Genomic DNA, 22,778 nt, shown 5'->3' on the forward strand with positions numbered 1-22,778 from the left:
GGGGTGGTTTGTGGGTTCTCGCTGGGGGTCTCGAGCTGTGTCGTTCGTGCGGGTGGCCTGCCCCTCACCCTAACCCTCTCCCCGTAAAAACGGGGCGAGGGGACGTACCTCGCGAGAGGTTAGTGGGGGACGGAGAGTTCACCAAACGCCACCTCACACGCCTGCTTCACGCCGCCGCTCCGCCCCCGCCGCGATCGTCTGCACCAGCTCATCCACCTCCCGCGCCAGTCGCTCCAGCGGCAGGCCGACGAAGCGGCCTTCGAGGCTGATGCTGACGACGCCGTGCACTGCGCCGAAGAGGGTGCGGGCGCGGATGGCGCGGTCTTCGGGGGGCATGTCGGGTTGCAGTTCGGCCAGCGGTTCGGCGATCACGTCCATCAGGAAGAGGTGCTCGTCAAGATGCCATTGCGGCGTCGGGCTCGATTCCGGCGGGGAGTGTTCGAACAGCGCCTTCCAGAGGTTTCGGTGCTCGACGGCGAAGCTTAGATATCCCTGCGCCAGGTTGCGCAACCGGTCGGTCGGCGGCCGGTCCTTGGCCTCGGGCAGCGTCAGCCTCGCCTCCAGCGCCTTCAGCGTCGCGGAGTTGACGTGGATGACGAGCTCGGCGAGGTCTGAAAAGACCGTATAGAGGCCGCCAAGCGCGCAGCCGGCATCCTGGGTGATGTCGCGGGCTCGGAGATTTGCCAGCCCGTCCCTGGCGATCCGCTCGCGCGCCGCCTCGATCAGCCGGGCCTTCAGGTCTTCGCGTTTTTCTTCTCGCCTACCGGCCATTAACCATTCCACTTCGATTTTTTGAACGTCGTTCAAAATTTATCTTGAACGACGTTCATGATTCTGGCATAACACCTCTCGTGAACAACGTTCATAAACCGGAGGAAGGAAATGTTCAAACTGATTTCCATTTTGTTGCGGGGCAGGGCGCATGATGCCGAGCAGGCTTTCGCCGACTGCCACGCCGTGCCGCTGCTTTCCCAGCAGATCCGCGATGCCGCCCAGTCGATCCAGTCGGCTCGCCGCAGTGTGGCGGTCGCCATCGCCCAGAACGAACAGGAGAAGGGGCAGCACGCAACCATCGTTGCCCGCATCGGCGATCTCGAAGTTCGCGCTTCCGCGGCACTCACCAAAGGCAATGAGGGCCTGGCCCGCGAGGCGGCCGAGGCGATCGCCTATCTCGAAGCCGAGCGCGATGCATCGGAAAAGGCGCAAGCCCAATTCACTCAAGCGATCGACAAGCTGAAGGGCATCGTGCGCGCTTCCGAGGCAAGGCTGCAGGAGCTGCAGCGTGGCGAGCGGCTGGCGCGTGCCACGCAGGAAGCGCAGAAGCTCGATGTTGTCGTTGCCGGTCCTGGCTTTGCCACGCTCGACGATGCCGAGGAGACCCTGGCGCGCCTTCGCCTGCGCCAGAGCCAGAATGAGCTGACGGCGGCCGCCCTGAAGGACATGGAAGGCGCCATCCGCCCGGCCGGCATCATCGAAAAGCTTGCCAATGCCGGCTTCGGCGCGCCGCTGCGCTCATCCGCCGATGATGTGTTGGCGCGGCTGAAGAGCCGCATCACGCCTGCCGCTTAAAATCGCATCCATCGAACCATTCATCCATCGAACCATAGGGACCACTGATATGAACGACAGTTTCCAGAAACATTCCGCAAGCTGGGTCAGCTTCTCCTACATCTCCTTCGGCTCGGCCGCCTTCATGCTGGCGCTTGGCCTCTACATGATGCCGCTCGATCTCTGGGGCAAAGGCTATCTCGCCATGGGCATTCTGATGCTGGTGCAGACCACGGTGAATATCACCAAGACGCTGCGCGACAATGCCGAATCCGAGAAGCTGATCCGCAAGGTCGAGGATGCCCGCACCGAGAAACTCCTGGTCAAGTTCAATCGTAACGATGAAGATTGATCTTGGTTAACCACAGCGCAGAGTTGTTACCGCATTCAACTTTTGCGTAACAACTCTGTGGCCTTCTCTGCCAGTCGAAAGAGGGACCCGCCGTGCAACACAATCTGATGACCTCCAGGAAATTCGCGCCGCTGTTCTGGACCCAGTTCCTGACCGCCTTCAACGACAATTTCCTCAAGAACACCCTGGTGTTCCTCATTCTCTTCAAGATGTCGGCCAGTGAAGGGGCCGCCCTGGTGACGCTTGCCGGCGTTGTCCTGATTGTGCCCTTCCTGCTGCTCTCCGCACTTGGCGGCGAACTCGCCGACAAGCATGACAAGGCGAAAATTGCCGAGCTGTTGAAACGCTGCGAGATCGCGGTCGCCGCCCTTGCCGTCGTCGGGCTCGCGTTTTCGTCCATCTTCGTGCTGATGGCGGCGCTGTTCGGCTTCGGCATCGTTTCGGCGCTGTTCGGGCCGATCAAATACGGCATCCTGCCCGATCATCTCGAACGCCGTGACCTGCCGAAGGCCAATGCCTGGATCGAGGGCGGTACCTTCATCGCCATCCTCGCCGGCACGATCATCGCCGCCTTCGCCTTCTCCGGCGGCGACAATGTGCTGATCTTCGGCACGATGATGATGGGGCTTTCGGTGCTCTGCTGGCTGGCCAGCCGGATGATCCCGCCGACCGGCTCCAAGGCGCCGGATCTTCAGATCGACCGCAATGTCATCCGCTCCAGCTACACCCTCGTCAAGGAAATCCGCGCCGATAAACGCCTGTGGCGCTCGGCGCTGATGAATTGCTGGTTCTGGCTGGTCGGCGCCTTCGTCCTCTCCATCCTGCCGACCATGGTGACCGAGCTGCTCGGCGGCTCCGAGCTTGTCGTGCCGGCCTATCTCACCGTCTTCGCCATCGCCGTCGCCGTCGGCTCGGCCATTGCCGCCTGGATGTCGTCGGGCCGCATCGTGCTGCTGCCGGCCCCTGTCGGCACGGCGCTGCTTGGCCTCTTCAGCCTCGATCTCGCCTGGAACCTCTGGGGCTTGGCTTCCACAAGCCATGCTACGACGATCGCTGGTTTCTTTGCCGGTCAGAATACCATCCGCGTCGCCATCGATCTCGCCGGCATGGCGATAGCAGGCGCCTTCATCGCCGTGCCCACTTTCGCCGCCCTGCAGACCTGGGCGCATGAGGACCGCCGCGCCCGCGTCATCGGTGCGGCCAACGTGCTGTCTGCGCTGTTCATCACCGTCGGCCTCGGCTTGGTTGCCGCCGTCCAGGCGCTCGGCGCTTCCATTCCTCAGATTCTGATCGGCCTTGGCATCATCAATTTCGCCGTCGCCTGGCTGATGCTGAAGACGCTGCCGACCAATCCCTTCCGCGATTTCATCTCGATCCTGTTCCGCGCCTTCATGCGGCTTGAGGTCGAGGGGCTGGAGAACATCAAGAAGGCCGGCCGCGCGCCTATCATCGCCCTCAACCATGTCAGCCTGCTCGACGGCGCCCTGGCGCTTGCCATCACCGAGGAAGAGCCCACCTTTGCCGTCGATTACAAGATCGCCCAGGCCTGGTGGGTGCGTCCCTTCCTGAAGATGTGCAAATTCCTGCCGCTCGACCCGACAAAGCCGATGGCGACACGTTCGCTGATCAAGGTGGTGCAGGATGGCAACCCGATCGGCATCTTCCCCGAGGGCCGTTTGACGGTGACCGGCACGCTGATGAAGGTCTATGATGGCGCCGCAATGGTCGCCGACAAGACCGGCTCGATGGTCGTGCCGGTCAAGATCGACGGGCTGGAGAAAAGCTATCTCTCCTATCTCGACAACGGCAAGATCCGCCGCCGGCTGTTCCCCAAGGTCAAGGTCACCATTCTCGAGCCGGTGAAGCTGGAAGTGCCGCCGGAGCTGAAAGGCCGCAAGCGCCGCACCGCGGCAGGTGCTGCCCTCTACCAGGTGATGTCGAACCTGCTGTTCCAGACCGCCGATACCTCCTCCACCGTGCTCGACCGCGTCATTCAGGCCGGCCATGAATTCGGCATGAAAAAGCTTGCCGTCGAAGATCCGGTCACCGGCCGGCTGACCTATGGCAAGCTCTTGACCGGAGCGGCCGTGCTCGGCGCCAAATTCCGCGCCATGTTTCCGGAAACCAACCTCGGCGTCATGCTGCCGAATGCCAATGGTGCGGCCGCCACCCTTCTCGGCGTGATGACGGCGGGCAAGGTGCCGGCGATGCTGAACTTCACCGCTGGTGCCGCCAATATCCTCTCCGCCTGCAAGGCCGCCGAGGTCAGGCATGTGCTGACCTCGCGCGCCTTCGTCACCCAGGCGAAGCTCGGTGCTGTGATCGAGGAGATGGAAAAGCAGGTGTCGATCGTCTGGCTCGATGATCTCAGGGCCGAAATCTCACTCAAGGACAAGATCCTCGGGGTTCTCAGAAAGGCGCGGCCGCTGGTGAAGCGTAAGCCGGATGATCCGGCCGTCATCCTCTTCACCTCGGGGTCCGAGGGCACGCCGAAGGGCGTGGTGCTCACCCACCGCAACATCCTGTCGAATGCCGCCCAGGCCGCCGCCCGCATCGATTTCCACAGCGGCGACAAGGTGTTCAACATCCTGCCGGTGTTCCATTCCTTCGGGCTGACGGCCGGCACCGTGCTGCCGCTGATCTCGGGCGTGCCTGTTTATTTCTATCCGTCGCCGCTGCATTACCGCATCGTGCCGGAGCTGATCTATGCCTCCAACGCCACGATCATCTTCGGCACCGATACCTTCCTCAACGGCTATTCGAGGACGGCGCATCCTTACGACTTCCGCTCGATCCGCTACATCTTCTCCGGCGCCGAGCCGGTGAAGGCCTCGACCCGCCAGACCTATATGGAAAAATTCGGCCTGCGCATCCTGGAAGGTTACGGCGTCACCGAGACCGCGCCGGTCATTTCCATCAACACGCCGATGTACAACAAGTCAGGCACGGTCGGCAAAATCCTGCCGGGCATGGAATGGAAGCTCGAACCGGTGCCCGGCATCGATGAGGGCGGCCGGCTGCATGTGCGCGGCGCCAATGTCATGGCCGGCTATCTCCGCGCCGAAAAGCCCGGCGTGCTTGAGCCGCTCGTCGACGGCTGGCACGACACCGGCGACATCGTCACCATCGACGAGGATGGTTTCGTCAAGATCCGCGGCCGCGCCAAACGCTTCGCCAAGATTGGTGGCGAAATGATCTCGCTCGCCGCCGTCGAGACGCTCGCCGCCGAACTCTGGCCGGGTGCCCTCTCGGTCGTCTCCTCGCTGCCCGACGCCAAGAAGGGCGAACGCCTGGTGCTGCTCACCGACGCCCCCACCGCCACCCGCGCCGAATTCCTCGCTTTCGCCAAATCCAAGGGCGCCATGGACATGATGGTCCCGGCCGAGGTCAATATCGGCAAGGTGCCGGTGCTCGGCTCCGGTAAGGTGGATTTCGTTGCGGCGCGCAAGCTGGCGGAAGCTGCGGTGCAGGGGGAGCAGGCGGCGTGAGGACGTAGGGTTCGCGGGTCTCGTGTGGCACCCCCCTCTGCCCTGCCGGGCATCTCCCCCACAGGTGGGGAGATCACAAGTGGCCAAACCTTCCTGCCCGTCTACCGTTTCCGCCGGGTTGTGACACCAGTTGTTTGGGGAAGCCAGTGAGCCTAGCCAATCTCCCCACCTGTGGGGGAGATGCCCGGCAGGGCAGAGGGGGGTATCCACGCACCGCCGTGGCTATTCCGGCAGCGAGAGGCAGCGGGGAACGGAGAGGTCGCGGCATGTCCCTTCGCCCCGTTTACGGGGGTCCGAAGGACGGGTCGAGACCAGTGGCTCGACCCAGGCAAAGGTGGCGGCAGCCGGATGAGGGGCTGCCCTCGGTACAAACCGGACAGCATCGGCCCCGCATCTCAACCAAACCGTCCGTTACTTCTGTTCAGGCGCCAAAAACTCTGCGCAATAGGACGGACCGTCGACGCCGGGGATGTCGGCGACGGTGCGGATGTCGCGGATCGTGTAGTCGGAGCTGGTGGTGATTTCGGCCTGGCAGCGCAGATAGGCGGTGCGGGCGGAGGAAATCTGCTTGCCGCGCTTGCCGTCGGCGCCTTCGGCATATTTCGCCGGAATGCGCACGGTCTTGTAGCCGCCGCGCCAGGTATAGACGGTGGTCGAGCCTTGCTCGCTGTCGCTGATCGGCGGCCCGTAGGCGGCAAAGAAGATGCCGGCCGATTTGCCGACCCAGCGGGCCTCGATCGGATTGCCGGCGGAAGGAATGGTCGTGCATCCGGCAAGCGCAATTGCAAGCCCGGCCGCGGTCATGGTGCGGAAATTCATCGTGTCGTCCTGATCTCTAGCGCATTGGCTGCGAAGCCGCTCCCGTGAGCGTTTTCGCCTGTCCCGTCTGCCCTTTAGCGCGGAACCCGGCAAAAGAAAATTGCTCTCAAGAGACTTCCGTTCGATTTGCGGCAGGTGTGGCTTTTTGCTGCAGCAGCCATCGCCCGAGCCGGTCACAACCCCGTCAAAATTTCCGCCGGCTTTTTGGAATTTGGTGCTTGTGCAACCAGATAGGCTGTTCTATAGAAGCGCCGCTGGTCACGGAGTGTAGCGCAGTCTGGTAGCGCACCACGTTCGGGACGTGGGGGTCGAGTGTTCGAATCACTCCACTCCGACCAGCTAGAAACCCCGCTCCGGCGGGGTTTTTCGTTTGTGTCGCTGCTATGTCGATTTTTGCCCGGCAACGATTGATCATGACCTTCAATTTCACGACAAGGTCGATGAATTGGCTCCTGGGCTGTCGCTCCACCATATCGGCGGACATACGATGCTTAGTTCGTGGGCAAAGAGGTGCCGATCGCCGTAACGCAGTGATCGCTATTTCGGCGGCCCTATTCGGTGGATCGCCGACCCCGAACTGATCGTCAGAGGCCGGCAAGATAGTGAGCCATGGCAGCGATGTCGTCGGCCGACAAATTGCGCACCAAGGCCGTCATGCGGGGCATGTTCGGCCGCTTGTTATCGTGAAAGTCAGAGAGGGTTTTGATCAGGTAGTCCAGCTTCTGATTTGCGACGCGCGGCGTGTTGGCGTATCCGACGAAACCCTCCCGGTGGCACGAGGTGCACTTCTTCCCGACGTCGAGCGCTTGGAAGCGGGTAATGCTCGCTGCGTCGGCCGGCTCGCGGTAGGCGGGCCAGGGCAGTGCGGAGAAGTAGGCCGCAAGCGCCTTCATGTCGTCTTCGGAAAGATTCTTCGCGATCCGGCCCATGAGGTCGTCGGTGCGCGCTCCATTGCGATATTCCTGCAAAGCTATCAGCAAAGAGGACTCGTGCTGGCCGGCGATGATCGGCGTGTTCTTAACAGTCGGCAGACCTTTCCTACCGTGACACATCTGGCAAAGCTTGGCCTTCTGGGAGATCGCCGGCGGCGGTGGCGCAGCATTGTTCTGCGCTCCAGCCGGCAGCGGACCGAGGGCCACGAGAGCGGCGATGACGAACGGAGCGAGCGCGCTGCTGCAGGGCATGCGAGGCCTCCAGATCGGGGCTTGTGATGCTGATCCTATCAGGAGATGCAACCATTGGCGAGCGGACCCCCGTCGCCTCCGATTATGGCTGCGTTTTATGAGTTCACGCCCTAGTTGACTTGGAGTCTTGTGGCATTTGCCGCATAAGTCCGGGCTTTTTACGGACATGACCAGCCGCAAAAGTCTGAATATATGGGAGGTCCACCAACGAAAGGCTGGACCGTGACCTTGCTCCAACTCGCCTATCTCATGATTGCCTTATCCTACGTCGTCGCCGTCATCGCGCTGGCGGGCGGGCATTGACTCGCTGCCATGGCGCCACACCCCAAATTGCGAATTTTGCGGACGTGAAAAATTTGCTGCCGCGCCGGTCTATCCGCCCGGGTCGCCGCCGGCCGGGTAGGGGCCATCGAATGGAACCAACCCCGGCCAGCGCCGTTATACGCGAGGGAGTCCCACCATGAGCAACGCCCGTCGGGCGCAAACGAGATGGTGATGGTCCTCCCAGGAGAACGCACATGGATCTCACAACCCTTCTCATCATCGTTGTGATACTTCTTTTGCTAGGCGGCGGCGGTTGGTACGGCCGGGGACGCTGGTATTAAACGACGGTCGACGTGGCACGCATCACTGGGTTGACGAGCGCTCCGGCTAACTGAGCGCTGCGTGACGGCGCCATTGGCATTGGCCGCCAGTTCAGGCTGCCGCCCTCTCAGTGTCTTCATCATCCAACTGCCGTTCCGATCTTGGTTGCGCATCCTCCAAATGCGGTTCGGTTGCGGTACGGCAATGATTGGGCGGAACAGAGCGTGTTTTGGCGTCACGTTCGAACGCGAAAAAGCCCGGCAATGCAGGGCTTTTGAGATTATTCTTGTTGTTTGGGACGTGGGGGTCGAGTGTTTCGAATCACTCCACTCCGACCAGCTGTGACCCTCGGTTTCCCGAAATTCTCAGCTGACGAAAAATGACGGCAACGATCACTCCGACCGGAACGCGGCGGGAAGATCAACAGCCACATCAAGCGGCTGGAAATGCCGCAGGTTTTCCGTAATGACGGTGAGGTCGTAGGCTCGCGCGGTCGCCGCTATGATGAGGTCGCCAAGCCCGGGATGACGGCCCTGGCTCTCGGCTTCATCTTCCAGGGCGCCGACGATGCGCGCGACAACGGTATCCATCGGCAAGATCCGATCCCCGAAACTCTCGGTGATGACGTCCAGCCATGCCGAAAGGCACTTTGCCCGCTCGATGCCGCCGCGACGGTGAAGGCTCCGCATTCCCTTCTCGATCTCCGCGACCGACAGAGCCGACAGAAACAGGCTATCGGCTTCGCCCTGCTCATGAAACCATGCCCGCACCGGATCGGACGCCGGCGCCTTGCCCGGCGCGAGCTTCGAAATGATGTTCGTGTCGAGAAGATAGGCGGTCACAGATCGATATCGCGCATTTTCGAAGGGTTCCGCTCCTGCTCGACCCCGCCGGGAAAGGTCAACAGGAAATCCCCGAAATTCGGCCGTGGCTTCTTCAAAGCCCTTTTCGCGGCCTCGGCCGCTTCGACGGACACAAGCACGGCGGCGGGCTTTCCGTGCCGCGTGATCGTCACGAATTCCCCGTTTGCCGCTTCATCGACCAGACCGGCGAAACCGGCCTTTGCCTCTGCTACGCTGATTGTTGACATTGCTGCCTCTGATTCTAAATGACCATATATGGTCAAAATAGACATTGACGTCGACGAACTCAAGAGGGCGAATTTCCAAGGGTGTATCGGCGTCGCTTAGAATCGGCCGAAAGCCCATCCTCTCTCCGGTTATAATTTTTCTGCAGAAGAGTTATAACGGAGGTGCGGCTGAACGGGAGCGGTGCATTGGCATCGCATGAATCGAGTGCGATGGCCCGCACTTTCGAATCAACCGGAACGAGTCCTGAAGTGATTCGTTGAGTCGCGTGTCCAGTGTGAGGGGGCGGCGCCATGAGCAGGCGACGAAGGTTCAAGCCGGTGAAGATCACCATCAATGGCAAGGTGAGAACGGTCTATAATGTCGTTCAGGCCGGCAACACTTTGCTGAATGACTGGCCCGAGCAGACGCCGGCGGCCAAGGTGGCGGAGCGGCTTGTGCTTGATGTGTTCAATGATGCGGCCGGGCCGGAGCAGGTGCGCCGCGCATTCATAACGGCGGCGAAGGCCAGCGACATCAAGTTCAGCTCCTGACCGGCGGTGTTGGCAAAAGCCCTGGCTCACTTCCATGACACCTGCTCCTGGTTTTGCAGATCCCGGGTTTTGAACTGCGTCTCCATCCAGGCGGCCGAGACGATCGCGGCGAGGAAGCCGAAGGCGAGGCAGGCGATGGCCTGGATCCGCCACGAGACGAAGGTGACCGGCGCCGGGGTGGCGGGCTTTTGTGCGCATTCGCCGGGCGGGCAGGCGCAGCCGGAAAAGGCTTTGATCAAGCAATCGTTCATGACGCGCCGCCTTTCACCGTGTCGATGGCGGCGAGGATTTTCCGGTGAAGTGGGCAGCCGTGATCTTTGCTGCCGTCGAAGAAGCGTTCGGCCTCCACCAGCGCCCTCAGGAGATCGGGTGCCTCGGCCGTGAAGCGGGCCTTGGCGCCGGTCTTTTCGGCTGTCCCGGCCTGTCGGGCGGCAGGAAGGGAAGGGCTGTCGGTGGAACCAGGTGTAAGGTTGGCGGCAGACATCTCCGTTCCCCTCAGGCGTAGAATTGATCGTTGTTGGCGATGCCCATGATCTCGCGGGCATAGCGGTAGTGCTCCTCGACGGAAGCCGCCGCCCCGCGCAGCCAGGACGGGCCGCGGATCGAATGTTCGGGGCGGCGCAGGAAGGCAAAGCCGAGCGCGCCCATGCGCTGGGCCTCGATCGCCATATAGGCGCGGCAGTCGCCGATCGTCTGCGCGCCATTCCAGCGGGCATCCCGCTTGCTTTCCTCGGTCTCGATTCTGCGAATGTGCTGCATCGCCCTGTCCTCTCGCGCCTCTGATCGGCTTGTGAAGGAAAGGTATATATCATACCCGATTACGTCAACCATGGAAGGTATAAAAAATACCCCAACGATTGACGAGGTACGAATCATAGGTCTATGTCTCGGGCCAGTGATTGGGCGACCGGGTGCAACTCCCGAGCTGACGAAGCCCAGCGGCGCGGGAAGCGAAAGTCCTTAAGTGCGCTGTCAGAAAATCAGGACGAGGGCGAAGCGAATGGCCCCTCTGGCACGTGTCCCATCCCGGCTCCGGCCTTCAGGACTTGGCCAATGCTCTCCCAGCTTCATGGGCTTTGCTCATGGGGTAGGGGGAAGCTTTGGCCGGAACCCTCCCTCACCAGCCTTCAGGAACCTTCTCTTCCTGAGCTGAAGAGAGAGGAATGAGAACTGAAGTTGGAGCATGATGCTACGAGAAAAAAGGAGGGCCGGCCATGCGCAACGAAATCGAAATCACCGACGAGGTGATCGAGGCGGGTCTGGATGCCATCCGGCAAGATTCAGAGCGAAATCCTAAAGACCATAGATCTCCCGCGCGGCGCTGAACGCCAGGAGAAACACCGCAAAGGTCACGATATAGAACCAGATTCTGCCTGCGCGCGATGTCGGTTTCAGCATCTTTTACCCATTGTAAGACGTTTGAATCATTGAGATATCCTTTAACGGACGACCTGACGTCGCGACGTTATCGGCAATCGCTTGCCCTCAGATCGAAACTCGACTGCCCATCCTTGAAGGCGTAGTTGTAGACGGCGAGTTCGGCCTCGCCCGAATCAAGCTTCGGCTTCCAGAAAGTGCACACGGACGAGGCAATGCCTGACTTCATAACGGCCCCATCCGTTAAAGGGAGGGAATCGCTCAGACGGTAAAAATATCGGACCGTCTTTCCCTCGACAGAGATGCGCTCAAGAGTGGTAATGGCGTCTATCTTCTGCGGCAGGTTAGCGTTCGCCTCGTCATTCTGAATTCTGGGAATGACGATCAGCTTGGTGACTTGGCTTGAACTGGCAAGAAACAGAACAACAATGATCGTTCTCGCGTTCGGAAATCGCTTGGCCGCCAGATGGCCGACAGCCGCGCCAATCGCCCCGAATATCCCCCCAACCAGGCCGTAAACAACCGGCGCCGGCCATGTTCCCATAAAAGCAAGCATTTCCCCTCCAATGTTATCTTCTGCTGATCTGCCCGGCAGCTTGGTGATGTGCGCACACGGGTGCCGGTAGTACACCCAAAAACGGTGAGATCGTCGAGCGCGCCCGGCATGGATCCTCACATCTCGATGATCGATCGGCGGACGCGGCCGACGATGGTGACGGCGCCCTGGAATTCCGGTGGCGGCACGTCCTCATAAGAAGCCGGCTGGAAGGGCGGGTCGTCGTTCGGGCGATAGCGCTTGTAGGTTGCGGCACCCGTTTCGTCGGCGACGACATAAAGCGCGTTCGGCGCCAGGCGCTTGTCGCGTAGATTGACGAAAATGATCGAGCCGGGCGGCGAGATCTTGTTCATCGAATTGCCTTCGACCTCGAGCGCGATCCATTCGCCATCCGGCAGGTCGAGTGCGGCGACCGTCGGGAATTCCGAAAAATCGGTGATCGGCGCCTGCTCGCTCAGCTGGCCGGCGCTGACCCAGGAGATTTTTGGCACATCGGCGACGGAGGCGGGCAGCTCATCCGGATCGAGCGCGTTGCCGGTGCCGAACTGCAGCCAGTTGAGATTGACCTTGAAAGCGCGGGCATACTTCTTCGCGTCAGCAATGCCGAAGCCGTTGCGGCCGGATTCATGCGCCTTGTAGACATTGGCATTCCAGCCGAACCGATCGACGATCGCCTTCGGTCCGGCAAAGCCGGCATTCTTTCGGGCCATGACGAGGCGCTTTGCGCGTTCTTCGCGCTCAAATTGTTCCTGATCTTTCAACATGATATAAAAAATACCCTAAAATAAGGTACATGTCATGCCCTAATGTGCTTGACATATAGGGTATTAATTGTACCCTAGTCGCCATGACAAGCACCGACATCATCAACAACGGTCCAGCGTTGCCGACTGGGGAGACCATGGCATGAGGTTCACCATCTCAAGCGAAGAGAAGCTCGCCATGGAGGTCATGCCGACCGGCGTCGTCATTCACCGGCCGCAAGGGCCAAGGGGAGGGCGCATGTCTGTGATATCAGTTCGCAATGAGGATATTCCCTTCCTCGCCAAGGCCCTGCAGCAGGTGCTGAACGCCAACCGGGAGGTGGAATCGCTATGACCATCTCCGCCCTGATTGCCGCCCATTACACCGGCTGCCCGATCTGCGCGAAGGCGCTGTCGATTGCCGAGGTGATCGAGCGCCACTGCGAAAATTGCGACCGGCCGACGCGACCGGAAGAGATCAGCGAGACGATGATCCCGCCCGGCGCTCTGCCGATCACCAACCCCGATAGCCCAGCCCCTCCCTGACGGCTATCGGTGGCTGGCGTCGTCGCCCTCCCTCGGCGACGCCAGCATCCCTGGGCGCGACATCGTCGCGCCCAGTGGGCGCGGCGATGCCGTGCCCACCCAGGCGGCGGCCTGGCAGACGACCGGAGCCTTTGCTCGCGCAAGAGCCGGCTCCGGTCGTCATCGATGATTTTGAAAATAAGGATGTGCCAGCCACCCGCTTCGGCGGGAACGGTGAGCTGCGTTCGAAATCGAAAGAAAGATTAGACGATGAGCAATGAGCTCAAGGCCGCCCCGGCGCAGCAAGGCGCCCACATGAACGCGCTCGAACTCTTCCGCAGCGGCCGGGACTATATCGAAATCGCCACGCTCCTCGGCACGTCGGTGCCGTCGGTGGAAACCGAGATCCACCGGCTTCGAAGCGCCGAGAAGGGCGACACCGCCCAGCAGGATCATGCCGGCTCAGAGAACAGGCGGTTTCCCCGCCGCACCGCCAGGCCCGGCGCCCCGGTCAATTTTGCCGGCGGGCGACGGCGGCTGCGGGTTTGAAGAGGCCATCTCAACCGGAAAGGGACATCGCATGGGTAAGGACACAACGAACCAGGAGATCATGGAGATCCTCAGCCCGGTGCTGGGGGAGGACCTGGCGGTAGCGATCATCGAGCATCGCAAGCGCACGCTGAAAAAGCCGCTGACGGCTTATGCCGCCAGGATGCAGGCGAGGGAATATCTCATGACCGGCGATCCGGTCGGCGCCGCCGAGATGCAGATCTTCCGCGGCTGGCAGGCGATCAAATGCGACTGGTACCTCAAGGAGAAGGCGAGGGAAGCCGGGTCGATCAACAGCAGTACGAGAAGGACGACAGTCGATGCCGCAAGAGATTTCCTCTCCGGTGAAGATCATAGCTGGGATGCTTTCGGGTTTCCCGGCATCCGGAGGCACTGATCCCGACATGCAGATCCGCGCCTATCTCGTCGCGATCGAGGGCATTCCGCTGGAGGCTGTCTGGCAGGCCGCCAAACTCTTCATCTCCGGAAAGGTCAGGGATCATAACCGCGCCTTCGCCCCGAGCTCAGCCAGTTTTGCCGAGCAATGCCGCAATCAGCAGGCGGCGATCGAGGCGGAGAGCCGCCCGCGCATGGAAGCCGAGCCCGAGACGCCGCAGCCGAAAGTCCCGGCCTACAAGATGCAGCTGCTGCGGGACGCCGCCAATGGCAGCCGCAGCGCCAAGCGGGAGCTCGCCAGGATGTTTCCCGACAATCCGATCATTGCAAGGGCCGCACGATACGAGGAGGCAGTGAGATGACCATCACCTTTTGGACGGAAGACAAGATCGTCAAGGCGGAAAAGCTCTGGAAGGAAGGGCTGTCGGCGAGAGAGATCGCCAACCTGTTCGGCTCGAAAAAGAACACCGTCATCAACATGGCGCACCGCAACCGCGACAGGTTCCCCTCCAGGCAGGATACCTGGCATCCGCAGCCGAAGGCAGGCCCGCCCGTCGATCCGATCCGCCACCCCGACCGCGTGACGCGAGTGACCCTGTCGGGCGCGCATGTGACGATGCCGCGCGTGCCGTGCATCGATGGGTATGCAGAGCCATGAGCAACGTCACCCCACGCGAAACCGAAGTGATCCGCTGGATGGCGGAGGGCAAGACGGCAGCCGAGATTGGCACCATTCTCGGCATCTCCCACATCACGGTGAATACGCACATTGCCAACGCCAAGATGAAGCTCGGCGTCTTCAAGGAAACGGCGCTGGTCGCCGCGGCACTCAGAAACGGCATCATTCGATAGAAGGACCATCAGCATGGGCGGCAAAGCCACCAAAATGAAGACAGGACGGGCAAACAAGGGCGCCGGCCGGCCGCGCAAGGAAAATGTCGAGCGTTTTCCCTGCGGCAAGATCAAGCCCTTCGAAACCGAGAAGGACAATATCAGCGTGGCAATATCAGCCCGCCGGCGCATCCACGGCTTCGGCCGGACGGTTGATGACGAGACGGTCAAGAGCCCCTTTGCCGGCTACACCCTCGGCCGCATGTTCCTCGACGGCCTGATCACCGCCGAGCAGCGCCAGGCCGGCGACGACTATGCGGAGGCGATCGCCCGCTACCACAAGACGACAGGCATCCCGGCCCCGAGCCCGAGAGCGCAATCGCTCTTTACCGTCAAAGGCCATGAAGGCGAAGTCACCGAAACCTTCGCCGACCGCGCCCGCAAGGCCAGCAACCGCATGATGGCGCTGCAGGGCATCCTTCTGCGCTGCCCTGATGGGCCGCAGGTGAGGAGCATGGTCTATAACGTCACGGTGATGGATTACGAACATTTGCGCCAGATGCCGCCGCAGCAGTTGTTGTGGCTGCGCAGGGGATTGACGGCGTTGCGCGGGGCGAGGGGTGGTTGATGGAGTGGCTCAAGCCGGGGGTCAAAATTGCCACGCCTAAACACAGGCGATCGGATTGACAGAAGATTAGCGGTTCGCACATACCTGCAGGGCCTGTTCTAATAGGGATATTGACGGATCCACCGTGAAATTGACGTTGCTGCAAGTTTTGAGGACATTGTGGGCGCAGGGGAGCAAGTGCCAAACACATGTCGTTCTCAAGGGACATAAGGAAGCAAGACTGTGATCTACGAGCTCAGAATTTACGACTGCCTGCCCGGCCGATTGCCCGCGCTGCTCAACCGCTTTGCCGAACATACGCTGGCAATATGGGACAAGCACGGCATCAAGCAGGCGGGTTTCTTCACCACAATCGTGGGCGAAAGCAGCCAGCGTCTCACCTATCTCATCGCCTGGGAATCGCTAGCCGATCGCGAGGTGAAATGGAAAGCTTTCACCACTGATCCTGCATGGCTTAAGGCCCGCGACGAGTCAGAGCGCGACGGGCAAATCCTCTCCAATATATCTAGCCAGCTGTTGTCACCGACCGCCTTTTCGGCAGTAAAGTAAGACACCACCGATCCCCGCTTGCCGCCAGTCGGAATTCCACCCGATCTGGTCATCCGCGGAAGCGATGAAGAACGGCAGCTCCTAGAACAGGATGATTTTAGGCCCGGTCGGCCTAAAATCTGAATCCTGTTCTAAATTAAATAGTTGGAGCATGATGTCGCCCGAAAACCGACCACACTTTTCGGCATCATGCTCTAGGATATCGCCAACGCTGCCCGAACGGCCGGAATGGGCGCTTCGCCGACGGCTCTTCATCACCGTCGGCAAAATCGCTTAGGTCAGATCTCAGTGGCTTCGGAGAGCGAAAGCGCGCCCGCACCAGATGCCGCCGCCGCTGTTCTCGTGGGCGAGCAGGGGGCTTGCGGCGGGACGAGGGCCGGGTGACGTCGGATGAACCCATTTCGTTGCCGCTCCATGGGAGTAGTTTGTTCCCAACTGTCTCGGCTTAGCGGTGGAGAGTGCAGTGTTTGTGGACGGCAGTCGCACGTTTCTGCTCTTTTTGGCCGTCGCATCGTGTCAGCTGACGTTGGCGCCACGGTTAGGTGCGGCAGACGACACCGTTACGATCGACAGCGGAATGCTGAAGGGTGAGAGGTCGGGCACGGTCGTCAGCTTCAAAGGCATACCCTATGCGGCACCGCCGGTTGGTGATCTGAGATGGCGTAATCCGAGACCAGCGGAGAGATGGAGCGGTATCAAGGATGCCCGCGATTTCGGTCCGTCCTGCATGCAGACCGACGACTTGCCGAAGTCAGAGGATTGTTTGACCCTCAATGTCTGGACACCCGCCAAGCGTTCCAGAACACCCCTGCCGGTGATGGTTTGGATTTATGGCGGCGCTCTTGCCCAGGGAAACACCCCTCAATATCCCGGTGGCCAGCTGGCCGCCCGGAGAGTTTTGTTCGTCAGCATGAACTACCGTGTAGGCCGATTGGGCTACTTTGCCCATCCGGCGCTGATGAAGGAATCCCCTGACGAGCCCGTCGGCAACTATGGTTACATGGACCAGCTTGCAGCCTTGAAATGGGTCCAGCAAAATATCGAAGCCTTCGGCGGCGATCCGAAGAAAGTGACGATATTCGGAGAGTCGGCAGGTGGCGGCTCGGTGATGGCGCACATGATATCGCCACTGTCACGGGGGCTTTTCCGCGGCGCCATTCTACAGTCACCGGGCCTCCCTACCGCGCGTGCTGAGAGCACGCCTTTGTCACCTTTGAAAGAAGCAGAGAAAACTGCGTTGGACTATGCGGCTTCGCTGGGGATCAACGGGAGCGATGCCGACGCTCTCATCGCCCTTCGGGCGCTGCCTGCAGAAAAGCTGACCGAAGGTGCATCGGCGCAAGACGTGCTGGCGGGAATGTCGACAGGTAAGCCCGTCATCGGCGTCTCAGGCGCGATTATTGACGGACGGTTTTTGCTCGAAACGCCGGAAGCGGCTTTTGCGGCAGGCCGTCAAGCGCCGGTTCCCGTCATCGTCGGGGCAAATAATCGAGATCTCGGTCTCGGTCAGGCAGCGACGAAGGACGATCTGTTCGCGCTGTTCGGGAAGCATGCCGCCGAAGCCCGCACCCTCTACGACCCGACCGGCCAACAGTCTGTCGATGAGCTGAAGCAGCAGGTTCTGGCCGACAAAATGCTTGTCGAACCATCCCGCCATCTCGCTGACGAGATGATCCGCGCTGGTCAGCCGACGTGGTGGTATCGTTTCTCCTATGTCGCCGAGGCTCTCCGCAACGATCCGGCATGGAAAGGCACTCCGCACGGCTTCGAAATTCCGTATATGCTCAACATTCCAAGCGCACTGGTGAAAGACAAGGTGACACCTGCCGACTGGGCCATGGCGACATTGGCGAGTGCTTACTGGGTCGAGTTTGCAACGAGCGGTGACCCCAATGGCGGCTCACTGCCAAAATGGCCTCACCACGACCCATTCGCCGACAGGGTCATCGACTTCACCAATCACGGCGTGACGTTCGGAGCCGATCCGCTGAAACCCAGGCTCGACCTCTGGCAAAGATATTGGCAGGAAAAGAAATGACGGATGCCTGTCGCTTAGCTCCCGGCCCCATGCCATGAGCGACAGCGCCATCGCAGCCCAGGTAACGTGGATCGGCCATCCGTCCGGCACCGAGCCCACATTCGGTCAACTCTCATGGTCCACCCGCTCGCCGAGCGTCGGGAAAGGGCAAGCAACCCCCTCTCGGCCACTAAGGGCAACACGAGCCAGGTTACTTCGACGCGAGCTCTTCATTCGCGTCCGACGCCAATGCGTAGTGTCAGCCCCACTGAGGGTGATGACAGCCGTCTGGAAGGCTTCACGAGGCTGAGAATTTCACCGTGACACCGCGCTGCCGAAAGTAGGCCTCCATCCGCTTCCTGCCAGAACGGTTATTCTGCACGAGCCTGGCCGGGTCGAATACGGCCTCTTTCACACCCGCCCGCGTCAACGCTGCCTTCAGGGCCGCGATATGCACGTCGATGTCGGCGTTGTCCGCCTGGAGCGACTCATAAATGCGGTTTGTTGCATCTGCTACGGTCGGTTCGCTCACGATTACACTCCTGTTGTCGTCTGGCTGGCCTGACCGTATTGGGGTGAAACCTGTTCACGTCAATGGGTGACAATGGATTGGAACATTTCGTCCACTTTCGAAGATGAGCCACTCAACGGCAGGAACAGCTCCGCCACCGTCCCGTGCTCCGGCCCCCGGGGAAGAAGGCGAGGTGTCCTCACCAGCGAGCTGGCCCGGGCCCGCCTGCTACGCAGACTGAGAATACCCCCAGCGCTGTGGCGTTTCATCTAAGGGCGGTGATGGCTGGATGGGTTTGCCGATCGTAAAGCGCCATCTCCTCGGCGGTTGGCGGCTCGAACAGCTTCGACCACCTAAGCAGGTCCGCCCGCGAGATGTCGAACGTGCCGGTTGGAAGCTCGGCGTTTCGTCGGGAAACCCGGTCCCAAAGCGCATCAAAGGGAACGTCGAGGAAGCAGAGGACGACGCGGGCACCAGCTGCGCGAGCTTCCTCCCGGCAGGTGTCGCGTTCTGCCCGTGACCACACTCCCCAATCCACGACAACGTTACACTGAAGCCTGATGGCACGCAGGGCGATCTGCCATTGCAGGCTCTCGACTCTGCCTCGGCACGGACCAGTTTCGGCTTCCGGAGTAGAGATGTCGGGGTAAAGCTTGTGCATCCAATCGTCTCCGGTCAGACGGAGGGCGGATGCTTCATGTTCGATTATCTTGGCGAGCGACGTCTTACCCGAGCCGGGAAGACCGCAAGTGAGGTAGAGCGTGGGCATTGGAAAATCTCTGATTTTGGCTTGGCAAGTGGAAGTGGCCCCGCGGTGTCGTGCAGGACTGCGCTTCGCTCAAGGCCGCAAGGCGCGGCCAATCAGAGGTGTGTTGCCATGGTCTGTCTTGTAGGACCGCCCTGCTCGGGGGTCAAGACGGAGCGCATGGGTGAGCTCACCGGTGAGGTCGTCCGACCCACTGGCTGCTTTGTGGTGCCTCCAACAATAAGCTGACTGTCAGCATCCCGCCCGCAGGCGGCGCCTCCGATGCCTCGCAAATCAAAATCCGTAAGGAGGGGCAAAGAAGCAGTTCGCGTGGTCTTCGGTTGGGTGCAAGCAAATGTGAAAATGACTGTCTCCGGACGGAATGGTGTCACCATACGGAATTCGGAAGAAGTGTTGCTTTGTGACGAGGTGATGGTCGCCCGGATTGAGCTGCACTCTGAAACCGTCAGGACCGGTGCTCACGCTGGTACTCGGAATTTCGTGGCAATCGCCTCGTTCTTTGTCCCCTCGGCAGCAAGCGGGTGGATAGATCCATCCCGACTCGGTGTCGTGGGCGGTAGCGCCATTCCAGCAAGACAGCGTCGATAGAATAGCTGAGAAATACAAAGCGCGATTCATCTTGAGTGTTCCGGGGGCGGCAGGTCGCAAATCCGCCGGCAATTGTGAGCGAGGTCCTGCCGCATGTAACGAACGGACTCCGATCAAATGACGATATTTCCCCGATCGGCATCTTTGCCCGACCCTGTTTCGAATTGGAAAAGCATTTGCTGATATGGTCGTCCGCGAATTCGTCGACGCCGACCAAGGCAGGAGATGCGTCATGGACGTTTCATGACGCAGATGTTGTTCGCATCGCGGCTCGACTGGTCTATCCGTCCAACGGATATGATCTGGGGACCGGCGGCTTGTGACAGCGCCGCATCTGACGCGCGGTTTGGTCCGCGCCGGCCGGCCTCATTCGGGAAGCCCTGCCGTTCGCAAGGCCGCTGCCAGCGCGTCCATCAAGTACGGCTGAAACAGGTTCGTTCGCACGTAGCCGCCGACCGAGAAATTCGGCGCCACCTCGATCAGTCGTCGTGCCGCAGAGTGCGCGGCTTCGACATTGCCAAGGCCGACGTGGCTGGCCGCCAGATAGGCGTACGGGATGCTGAAGCCGGGATTTGCCCGGACCGCCAGAGCGGCGTATCTGGCTGCGTCGGCGAAGGCGCCGGCAAAGAGGTGGGTCAGGGCGAGTGCGCAGTAGGGATGGTAGCTCAGCGGATCGTCGAGCGGGCTCAGCCGCAGCGCCTTGTGCGCATGTTCCACCGCCCGCTGGTGTCGCTCGCTGTGGGCACTGACCAAAGCGCTGAAGCCAAAGGCCAGGGCCGAATTGTTGTTCAATGCGAGAGCCCGGTCGAGCACCTCGACGGCGGCGTCGTAGTCCCGGGTGAGGTTGGCGCGGACGAACGCGCCGATGCTCATCGCCTGCGGGTCGTCGCTGTTGATGCCTAACGCAATATCGGCGTGGCTGAGTGCGGCCGCCTTGTCTGCGGGATCCAACCCGTTGCGCAGGTAGCGCTGCTCGTAACACCATGCGGCATAGCCATGCGCAGCGACATAGTCGGGCTGAAGCTCGATCGAGCGCGCCAGCAATTGCAGGGCCTTGTCCGTCTCGACGGGCGTGTTCGCGTGGGCGTGCGGCAGCGCCCGAAGGTAGAGATCGTACGCGTCCAGACTTTCGGGCCGCTTGCGGTGCGCACGCTCGATCTCCGCACGGCGAACACTCGGTTCGATCGAGCCCACGATCTGCTCAGTCAACCGATCCTGGAGATCGAACACGTCCGTTGCCGCGCCCTCGAACCTGTCGGCCCAGACATGAGTGGCCGATGCGCCGTCGACAAGCTGGGCATTGATCCTCAGCCTCCCCCCGGACTGCCGCAAGCTGCCCTGCAGCAGGTAGCGAACGCGTAGTTCGGCGGCAATTGTGCGCAGATCAGCTTTCTCGCCCCTGAAGCCGAAGGAGGAATTGCGTGCGATGACGAACAGACCCGGGATCTTCGAGAGGTTGGTGATGATGTCCTCGACCAGGCCATCGGCGAAGTAGTCATTGGGCTCGTCGCCGCGCATGGTGGCGAACGGCAGCACGGCGATGGAAGGGCCGCCGAGCGCACTCTCGTCGCTACGCTCCAGCGACAGGCGGTAGCCCCGCCGCGAGACGGTGGCCAAGACCGCATACCGCTCGTCGCCGAGCGCTCGCCGGATCTCGTGGATGCATTGAACGAGACTGTCGTCGGTAACGGCGGCGCCTCCCCAGACGGCTTCAAGCAGCTCGGCCTTGCTGACCAGCCTGTTCGCGTTCTGGACGAGGTGGCGAAGGACCGCAAAGGCCTGCGGCCTGAGGGCGATTGCATCGCCGTTCTCAAGACGGAGCGTCTCGCCTTCCAGGTCGACGACAACCTTGCCGTTGAGGATAAGGGTGGCAGTTGCTGGTGAACCGACCATGACGATCCTCACGTGTGACGGATCCCGTCGCCTAGCATACACCAGGTCTTCGCCGACGGCTCTTCATTCTTTCATGGGTCTGGCCGGCGCAATTTTGGCAAACGACCGGAACTCGCTCGTTACTTGGACGCGGCGTGGTGTGTGGTCGCAATGAAGCACGACCGCGCAGGAGGCGAAAAACGATGTCTACCGCCCGATCTTGTCCGGTCGCTCCGTGACCCTCCTGGGGCGCAAAGCAGCCTTATCCTTCGATGACGAAAAACCTTCACCGGGGTGGACAACGGCTTGTCCGCTTCTGGCGACCAGATGGGACAAGCTGCCGTCCGGCTGTGCTATTTCAACGGCAGGAACAGCTCCGCGACCGTCTCATTCTCCGGCACCTCGGAACACCACGCCCGATAGAGTCAAGAGACCCCAACGCCAGCACCTGTCGTCACGCTTTCACCACCGAGAAGAACAGGAACCGCGGCTTGGTCGTCAGGCTCTGATAGGCCTGCGGAAAAAGCGTGCGGGCTTGCGGATCCGGCTGGGGCTCGCTGACGGTGTCGATCTGAAATCCGGCCGACTTGAGTGCTGCGAACATGGCATGCAGCGGCCGATGCCAGAAGCGCATGGCGATATCCTTTCCGCCGCGCTGCCAGGTCTCATCGAAGCTGTAGGTCTCGAAATAATTGTCGCGGCCGGTCGAGGCGTGATCCATGAAGGGATGGTGGGTGGAAAGAACCAGACGGCCGCCTTCGGGCAGCAGCCGGTTGAATTCCGCAAGAGGCCTCGACCAGTCCGGCAGATAATGCATGACCAGCGAGGCGAGGATCAGATCGAAAGCTTTGTCCGCAAACGGCAATGGTTTGTTGAGATCCGCCGATAGCAGCCGCGCGCGCCCTTCCAGGCGACGCTGCGCGATTTCAAGCATGCCGGCACTGGCGTCGATCCCGGTCACGACAGCCCCGCGCTCGATCAGCGCTGCCGCATGCGCCCCACCGCCGCATCCCGCATCGAGCACGGAAAGCCCGGCGACGTCGCCAAACAGGGCAAGAATAGCCGGCCGCTCGTAATAGGCATTCCAGGCATTGACCTCGTTATCGGCGTCATAAGCCGCCGCGAACGCATCATAATCATTCTCGGCCAAGTTTTTCCCCTTTACGAAGACTGTTCGAAGCGGTTGTGACCCGCTCCCTGGGAGCCAGACTTACACGGCGCAACGTCACGGTGATGGGTTACGAACATCTGCGCCAGATGCAGCCACAGCAAC

At 61.1% G+C, this 22,778-nt stretch carries 29 protein-coding genes and 1 tRNA gene; 15 read left to right on the plus strand and 15 right to left on the minus strand.

Going from position 1 to position 22,778, the window contains the following annotated elements:
• Positions 1-153: 153 nt before the first annotated feature.
• A complete protein-coding gene (locus tag HX898_RS20835; protein WP_180195607.1) occupies positions 154-771 on the minus strand; it encodes a TetR/AcrR family transcriptional regulator in 618 nt (205 codons plus the stop codon).
• Positions 772-882: 111 nt separating this feature from the next.
• Between HX898_RS20835 and HX898_RS20840 the strand changes: the two genes are divergently transcribed.
• From HX898_RS20840 to HX898_RS20850, 3 genes are all read left to right on the plus strand, one after another.
• Entirely contained in the window at positions 883-1,569 is a 687-nt protein-coding gene (locus HX898_RS20840) for a PspA/IM30 family protein (RefSeq protein WP_180195608.1), read from the plus strand.
• 49 nt (positions 1,570-1,618) lie between these two features.
• Positions 1,619-1,900 carry a YiaA/YiaB family inner membrane protein gene (locus HX898_RS20845; protein ID WP_003546080.1) on the plus strand — a complete coding sequence of 94 codons (282 nt, stop codon included), beginning with the start codon at positions 1,619-1,621 and terminating at the stop codon, positions 1,898-1,900.
• A 92-nt stretch (positions 1,901-1,992) separates the two neighbouring features.
• Positions 1,993-5,388 (plus strand): acyl-[ACP]--phospholipid O-acyltransferase, encoded by a 3,396-nt coding sequence (locus tag HX898_RS20850; protein ID WP_180195609.1) that lies wholly within the window; start codon positions 1,993-1,995, stop codon positions 5,386-5,388.
• Positions 5,389-5,799: 411 nt separating this feature from the next.
• Here the strand turns inward: HX898_RS20850 and HX898_RS20855 are convergent, their stop codons facing one another.
• Entirely contained in the window at positions 5,800-6,207 is a 408-nt protein-coding gene (locus tag HX898_RS20855) for a hypothetical protein (protein WP_018495286.1), read from the minus strand.
• Positions 6,208-6,468: 261 nt separating this feature from the next.
• Between HX898_RS20855 and HX898_RS20860 the strand changes: the two genes are divergently transcribed.
• Positions 6,469-6,545: transfer RNA gene (locus tag HX898_RS20860), tRNA-Pro, on the plus strand.
• 246 nt (positions 6,546-6,791) lie between these two features.
• On the opposite strand, the gene HX898_RS20865 is transcribed toward HX898_RS20860, so the two are convergent.
• The 3 genes from HX898_RS20865 to HX898_RS20875 form a co-directional block, all read right to left on the minus strand.
• Positions 6,792-7,391: a c-type cytochrome gene (locus HX898_RS20865; RefSeq protein ID WP_180195610.1), complete on the minus strand. Its 600-nt coding sequence runs from the start codon at positions 7,389-7,391 to the stop codon at positions 6,792-6,794.
• A 977-nt stretch (positions 7,392-8,368) separates the two neighbouring features.
• Positions 8,369-8,818: a type II toxin-antitoxin system VapC family toxin gene (locus HX898_RS20870; protein ID WP_180195611.1), complete on the minus strand. Its 450-nt coding sequence runs from the start codon at positions 8,816-8,818 to the stop codon at positions 8,369-8,371.
• Complete coding sequence (locus HX898_RS20875; RefSeq protein ID WP_180195612.1) at positions 8,815-9,066, minus strand: type II toxin-antitoxin system Phd/YefM family antitoxin; 252 nt, start codon at positions 9,064-9,066, stop codon at positions 8,815-8,817. Before HX898_RS20875 ends, HX898_RS20870 begins: the two co-directional genes overlap by 4 nt.
• 291 nt (positions 9,067-9,357) lie before the next feature.
• Here HX898_RS20875 and HX898_RS20880 point away from each other — a divergent pair, with 291 nt between their 5' ends.
• Entirely contained in the window at positions 9,358-9,597 is a 240-nt protein-coding gene (locus HX898_RS20880) for a DUF982 domain-containing protein (protein ID WP_012756410.1), read from the plus strand.
• 26 nt (positions 9,598-9,623) lie between these two features.
• Here the strand turns inward: HX898_RS20880 and HX898_RS20885 are convergent, their stop codons facing one another.
• The 5 genes from HX898_RS20885 to HX898_RS20905 form a co-directional block, all read right to left on the minus strand.
• Entirely contained in the window at positions 9,624-9,848 is a 225-nt protein-coding gene (locus tag HX898_RS20885) for a hypothetical protein (RefSeq protein WP_138387909.1), read from the minus strand.
• Positions 9,845-10,081 (minus strand): hypothetical protein, encoded by a 237-nt coding sequence (locus HX898_RS20890; protein ID WP_180195613.1) that lies wholly within the window; start codon positions 10,079-10,081, stop codon positions 9,845-9,847. The genes HX898_RS20885 and HX898_RS20890 overlap by 4 nt, the downstream gene beginning before the upstream one ends.
• An 11-nt stretch (positions 10,082-10,092) precedes the next feature.
• Entirely contained in the window at positions 10,093-10,356 is a 264-nt protein-coding gene (locus HX898_RS20895; RefSeq protein WP_138387907.1) for a hypothetical protein, read from the minus strand.
• Positions 10,357-11,062: 706 nt separating this feature from the next.
• Complete coding sequence (locus tag HX898_RS20900; RefSeq protein WP_138328746.1) at positions 11,063-11,530, minus strand: hypothetical protein; 468 nt, start codon at positions 11,528-11,530, stop codon at positions 11,063-11,065.
• Between the two features lie 116 nt (positions 11,531-11,646).
• The gene (locus HX898_RS20905; RefSeq protein WP_011650846.1) at positions 11,647-12,294 is read right to left on the minus strand and encodes a S24 family peptidase; all 648 of its coding nucleotides are present in this window, start codon (positions 12,292-12,294) and stop codon (positions 11,647-11,649) included.
• Positions 12,295-12,436: 142 nt separating this feature from the next.
• Here HX898_RS20905 and HX898_RS20910 point away from each other — a divergent pair, with 142 nt between their 5' ends.
• The 10 genes from HX898_RS20910 to HX898_RS20955 all read left to right on the plus strand — a co-directional run bounded on the left by HX898_RS20910 (position 12,437) and on the right by HX898_RS20955 (position 17,789).
• The gene (locus tag HX898_RS20910; protein WP_180195614.1) at positions 12,437-12,628 is read left to right on the plus strand and encodes a hypothetical protein; all 192 of its coding nucleotides are present in this window, start codon (positions 12,437-12,439) and stop codon (positions 12,626-12,628) included.
• Positions 12,625-12,819 (plus strand): hypothetical protein, encoded by a 195-nt coding sequence (locus HX898_RS20915; protein ID WP_138328744.1) that lies wholly within the window; start codon positions 12,625-12,627, stop codon positions 12,817-12,819. The genes HX898_RS20910 and HX898_RS20915 overlap by 4 nt, the downstream gene beginning before the upstream one ends.
• Before the next feature lie 249 nt (positions 12,820-13,068).
• Positions 13,069-13,347, plus strand: coding sequence for a sigma-70 family RNA polymerase sigma factor (locus HX898_RS20920; RefSeq protein WP_180195615.1), 279 nt, complete (start codon positions 13,069-13,071; stop codon positions 13,345-13,347).
• A 31-nt stretch (positions 13,348-13,378) separates the two neighbouring features.
• Positions 13,379-13,744 (plus strand): hypothetical protein, encoded by a 366-nt coding sequence (locus tag HX898_RS20925; protein ID WP_180195616.1) that lies wholly within the window; start codon positions 13,379-13,381, stop codon positions 13,742-13,744.
• The gene (locus tag HX898_RS20930) at positions 13,710-14,105 is read left to right on the plus strand and encodes a hypothetical protein (protein ID WP_180195798.1); all 396 of its coding nucleotides are present in this window, start codon (positions 13,710-13,712) and stop codon (positions 14,103-14,105) included. Before HX898_RS20925 ends, HX898_RS20930 begins: the two co-directional genes overlap by 35 nt.
• Positions 14,102-14,401, plus strand: a complete 300-nt coding sequence (locus tag HX898_RS20935; RefSeq protein WP_180195617.1) for a GcrA family cell cycle regulator — start codon at positions 14,102-14,104, stop codon at positions 14,399-14,401. Before HX898_RS20930 ends, HX898_RS20935 begins: the two co-directional genes overlap by 4 nt.
• Entirely contained in the window at positions 14,398-14,595 is a 198-nt protein-coding gene (locus tag HX898_RS20940; protein ID WP_029872773.1) for a helix-turn-helix transcriptional regulator, read from the plus strand. The genes HX898_RS20935 and HX898_RS20940 overlap by 4 nt, the downstream gene beginning before the upstream one ends.
• A 13-nt stretch (positions 14,596-14,608) precedes the next feature.
• Positions 14,609-15,202 carry a hypothetical protein gene (locus HX898_RS20945; protein WP_180195618.1) on the plus strand — a complete coding sequence of 198 codons (594 nt, stop codon included), beginning with the start codon at positions 14,609-14,611 and terminating at the stop codon, positions 15,200-15,202.
• A gap of 222 nt (positions 15,203-15,424) precedes the next feature.
• Complete coding sequence (locus tag HX898_RS20950) at positions 15,425-15,751, plus strand: NIPSNAP family protein (protein WP_027685646.1); 327 nt, start codon at positions 15,425-15,427, stop codon at positions 15,749-15,751.
• A 463-nt stretch (positions 15,752-16,214) separates the two neighbouring features.
• Positions 16,215-17,789 (plus strand): carboxylesterase family protein, encoded by a 1,575-nt coding sequence (locus HX898_RS20955; RefSeq protein WP_180195619.1) that lies wholly within the window; start codon positions 16,215-16,217, stop codon positions 17,787-17,789.
• Between the two features lie 277 nt (positions 17,790-18,066).
• Here the strand turns inward: HX898_RS20955 and HX898_RS20960 are convergent, their stop codons facing one another.
• The 5 genes from HX898_RS20960 to HX898_RS20975 form a co-directional block, all read right to left on the minus strand.
• The gene (locus HX898_RS20960) at positions 18,067-18,303 is read right to left on the minus strand and encodes a hypothetical protein (protein WP_026158563.1); all 237 of its coding nucleotides are present in this window, start codon (positions 18,301-18,303) and stop codon (positions 18,067-18,069) included.
• A 241-nt stretch (positions 18,304-18,544) separates the two neighbouring features.
• Positions 18,545-19,063: an AAA family ATPase gene (locus tag HX898_RS20965; protein WP_348649476.1), complete on the minus strand. Its 519-nt coding sequence runs from the start codon at positions 19,061-19,063 to the stop codon at positions 18,545-18,547.
• A gap of 255 nt (positions 19,064-19,318) precedes the next feature.
• A complete protein-coding gene (locus HX898_RS33270) occupies positions 19,319-19,663 on the minus strand; it encodes a hypothetical protein (protein ID WP_246697951.1) in 345 nt (114 codons plus the stop codon).
• A gap of 336 nt (positions 19,664-19,999) precedes the next feature.
• Complete coding sequence (locus HX898_RS20970; RefSeq protein ID WP_180195621.1) at positions 20,000-21,526, minus strand: winged helix-turn-helix domain-containing protein; 1,527 nt, start codon at positions 21,524-21,526, stop codon at positions 20,000-20,002.
• Positions 21,527-21,959: 433 nt separating this feature from the next.
• Positions 21,960-22,655, minus strand: coding sequence for a class I SAM-dependent methyltransferase (locus tag HX898_RS20975; protein ID WP_180195622.1), 696 nt, complete (start codon positions 22,653-22,655; stop codon positions 21,960-21,962).
• Between the last annotated feature and the right edge of the window lie 123 nt (positions 22,656-22,778).

This window comes from Rhizobium sp. WYCCWR 11128 (assembly GCF_013416305.1).
Lineage (GTDB): Bacteria > Pseudomonadota > Alphaproteobacteria > Rhizobiales > Rhizobiaceae > Rhizobium > Rhizobium indicum.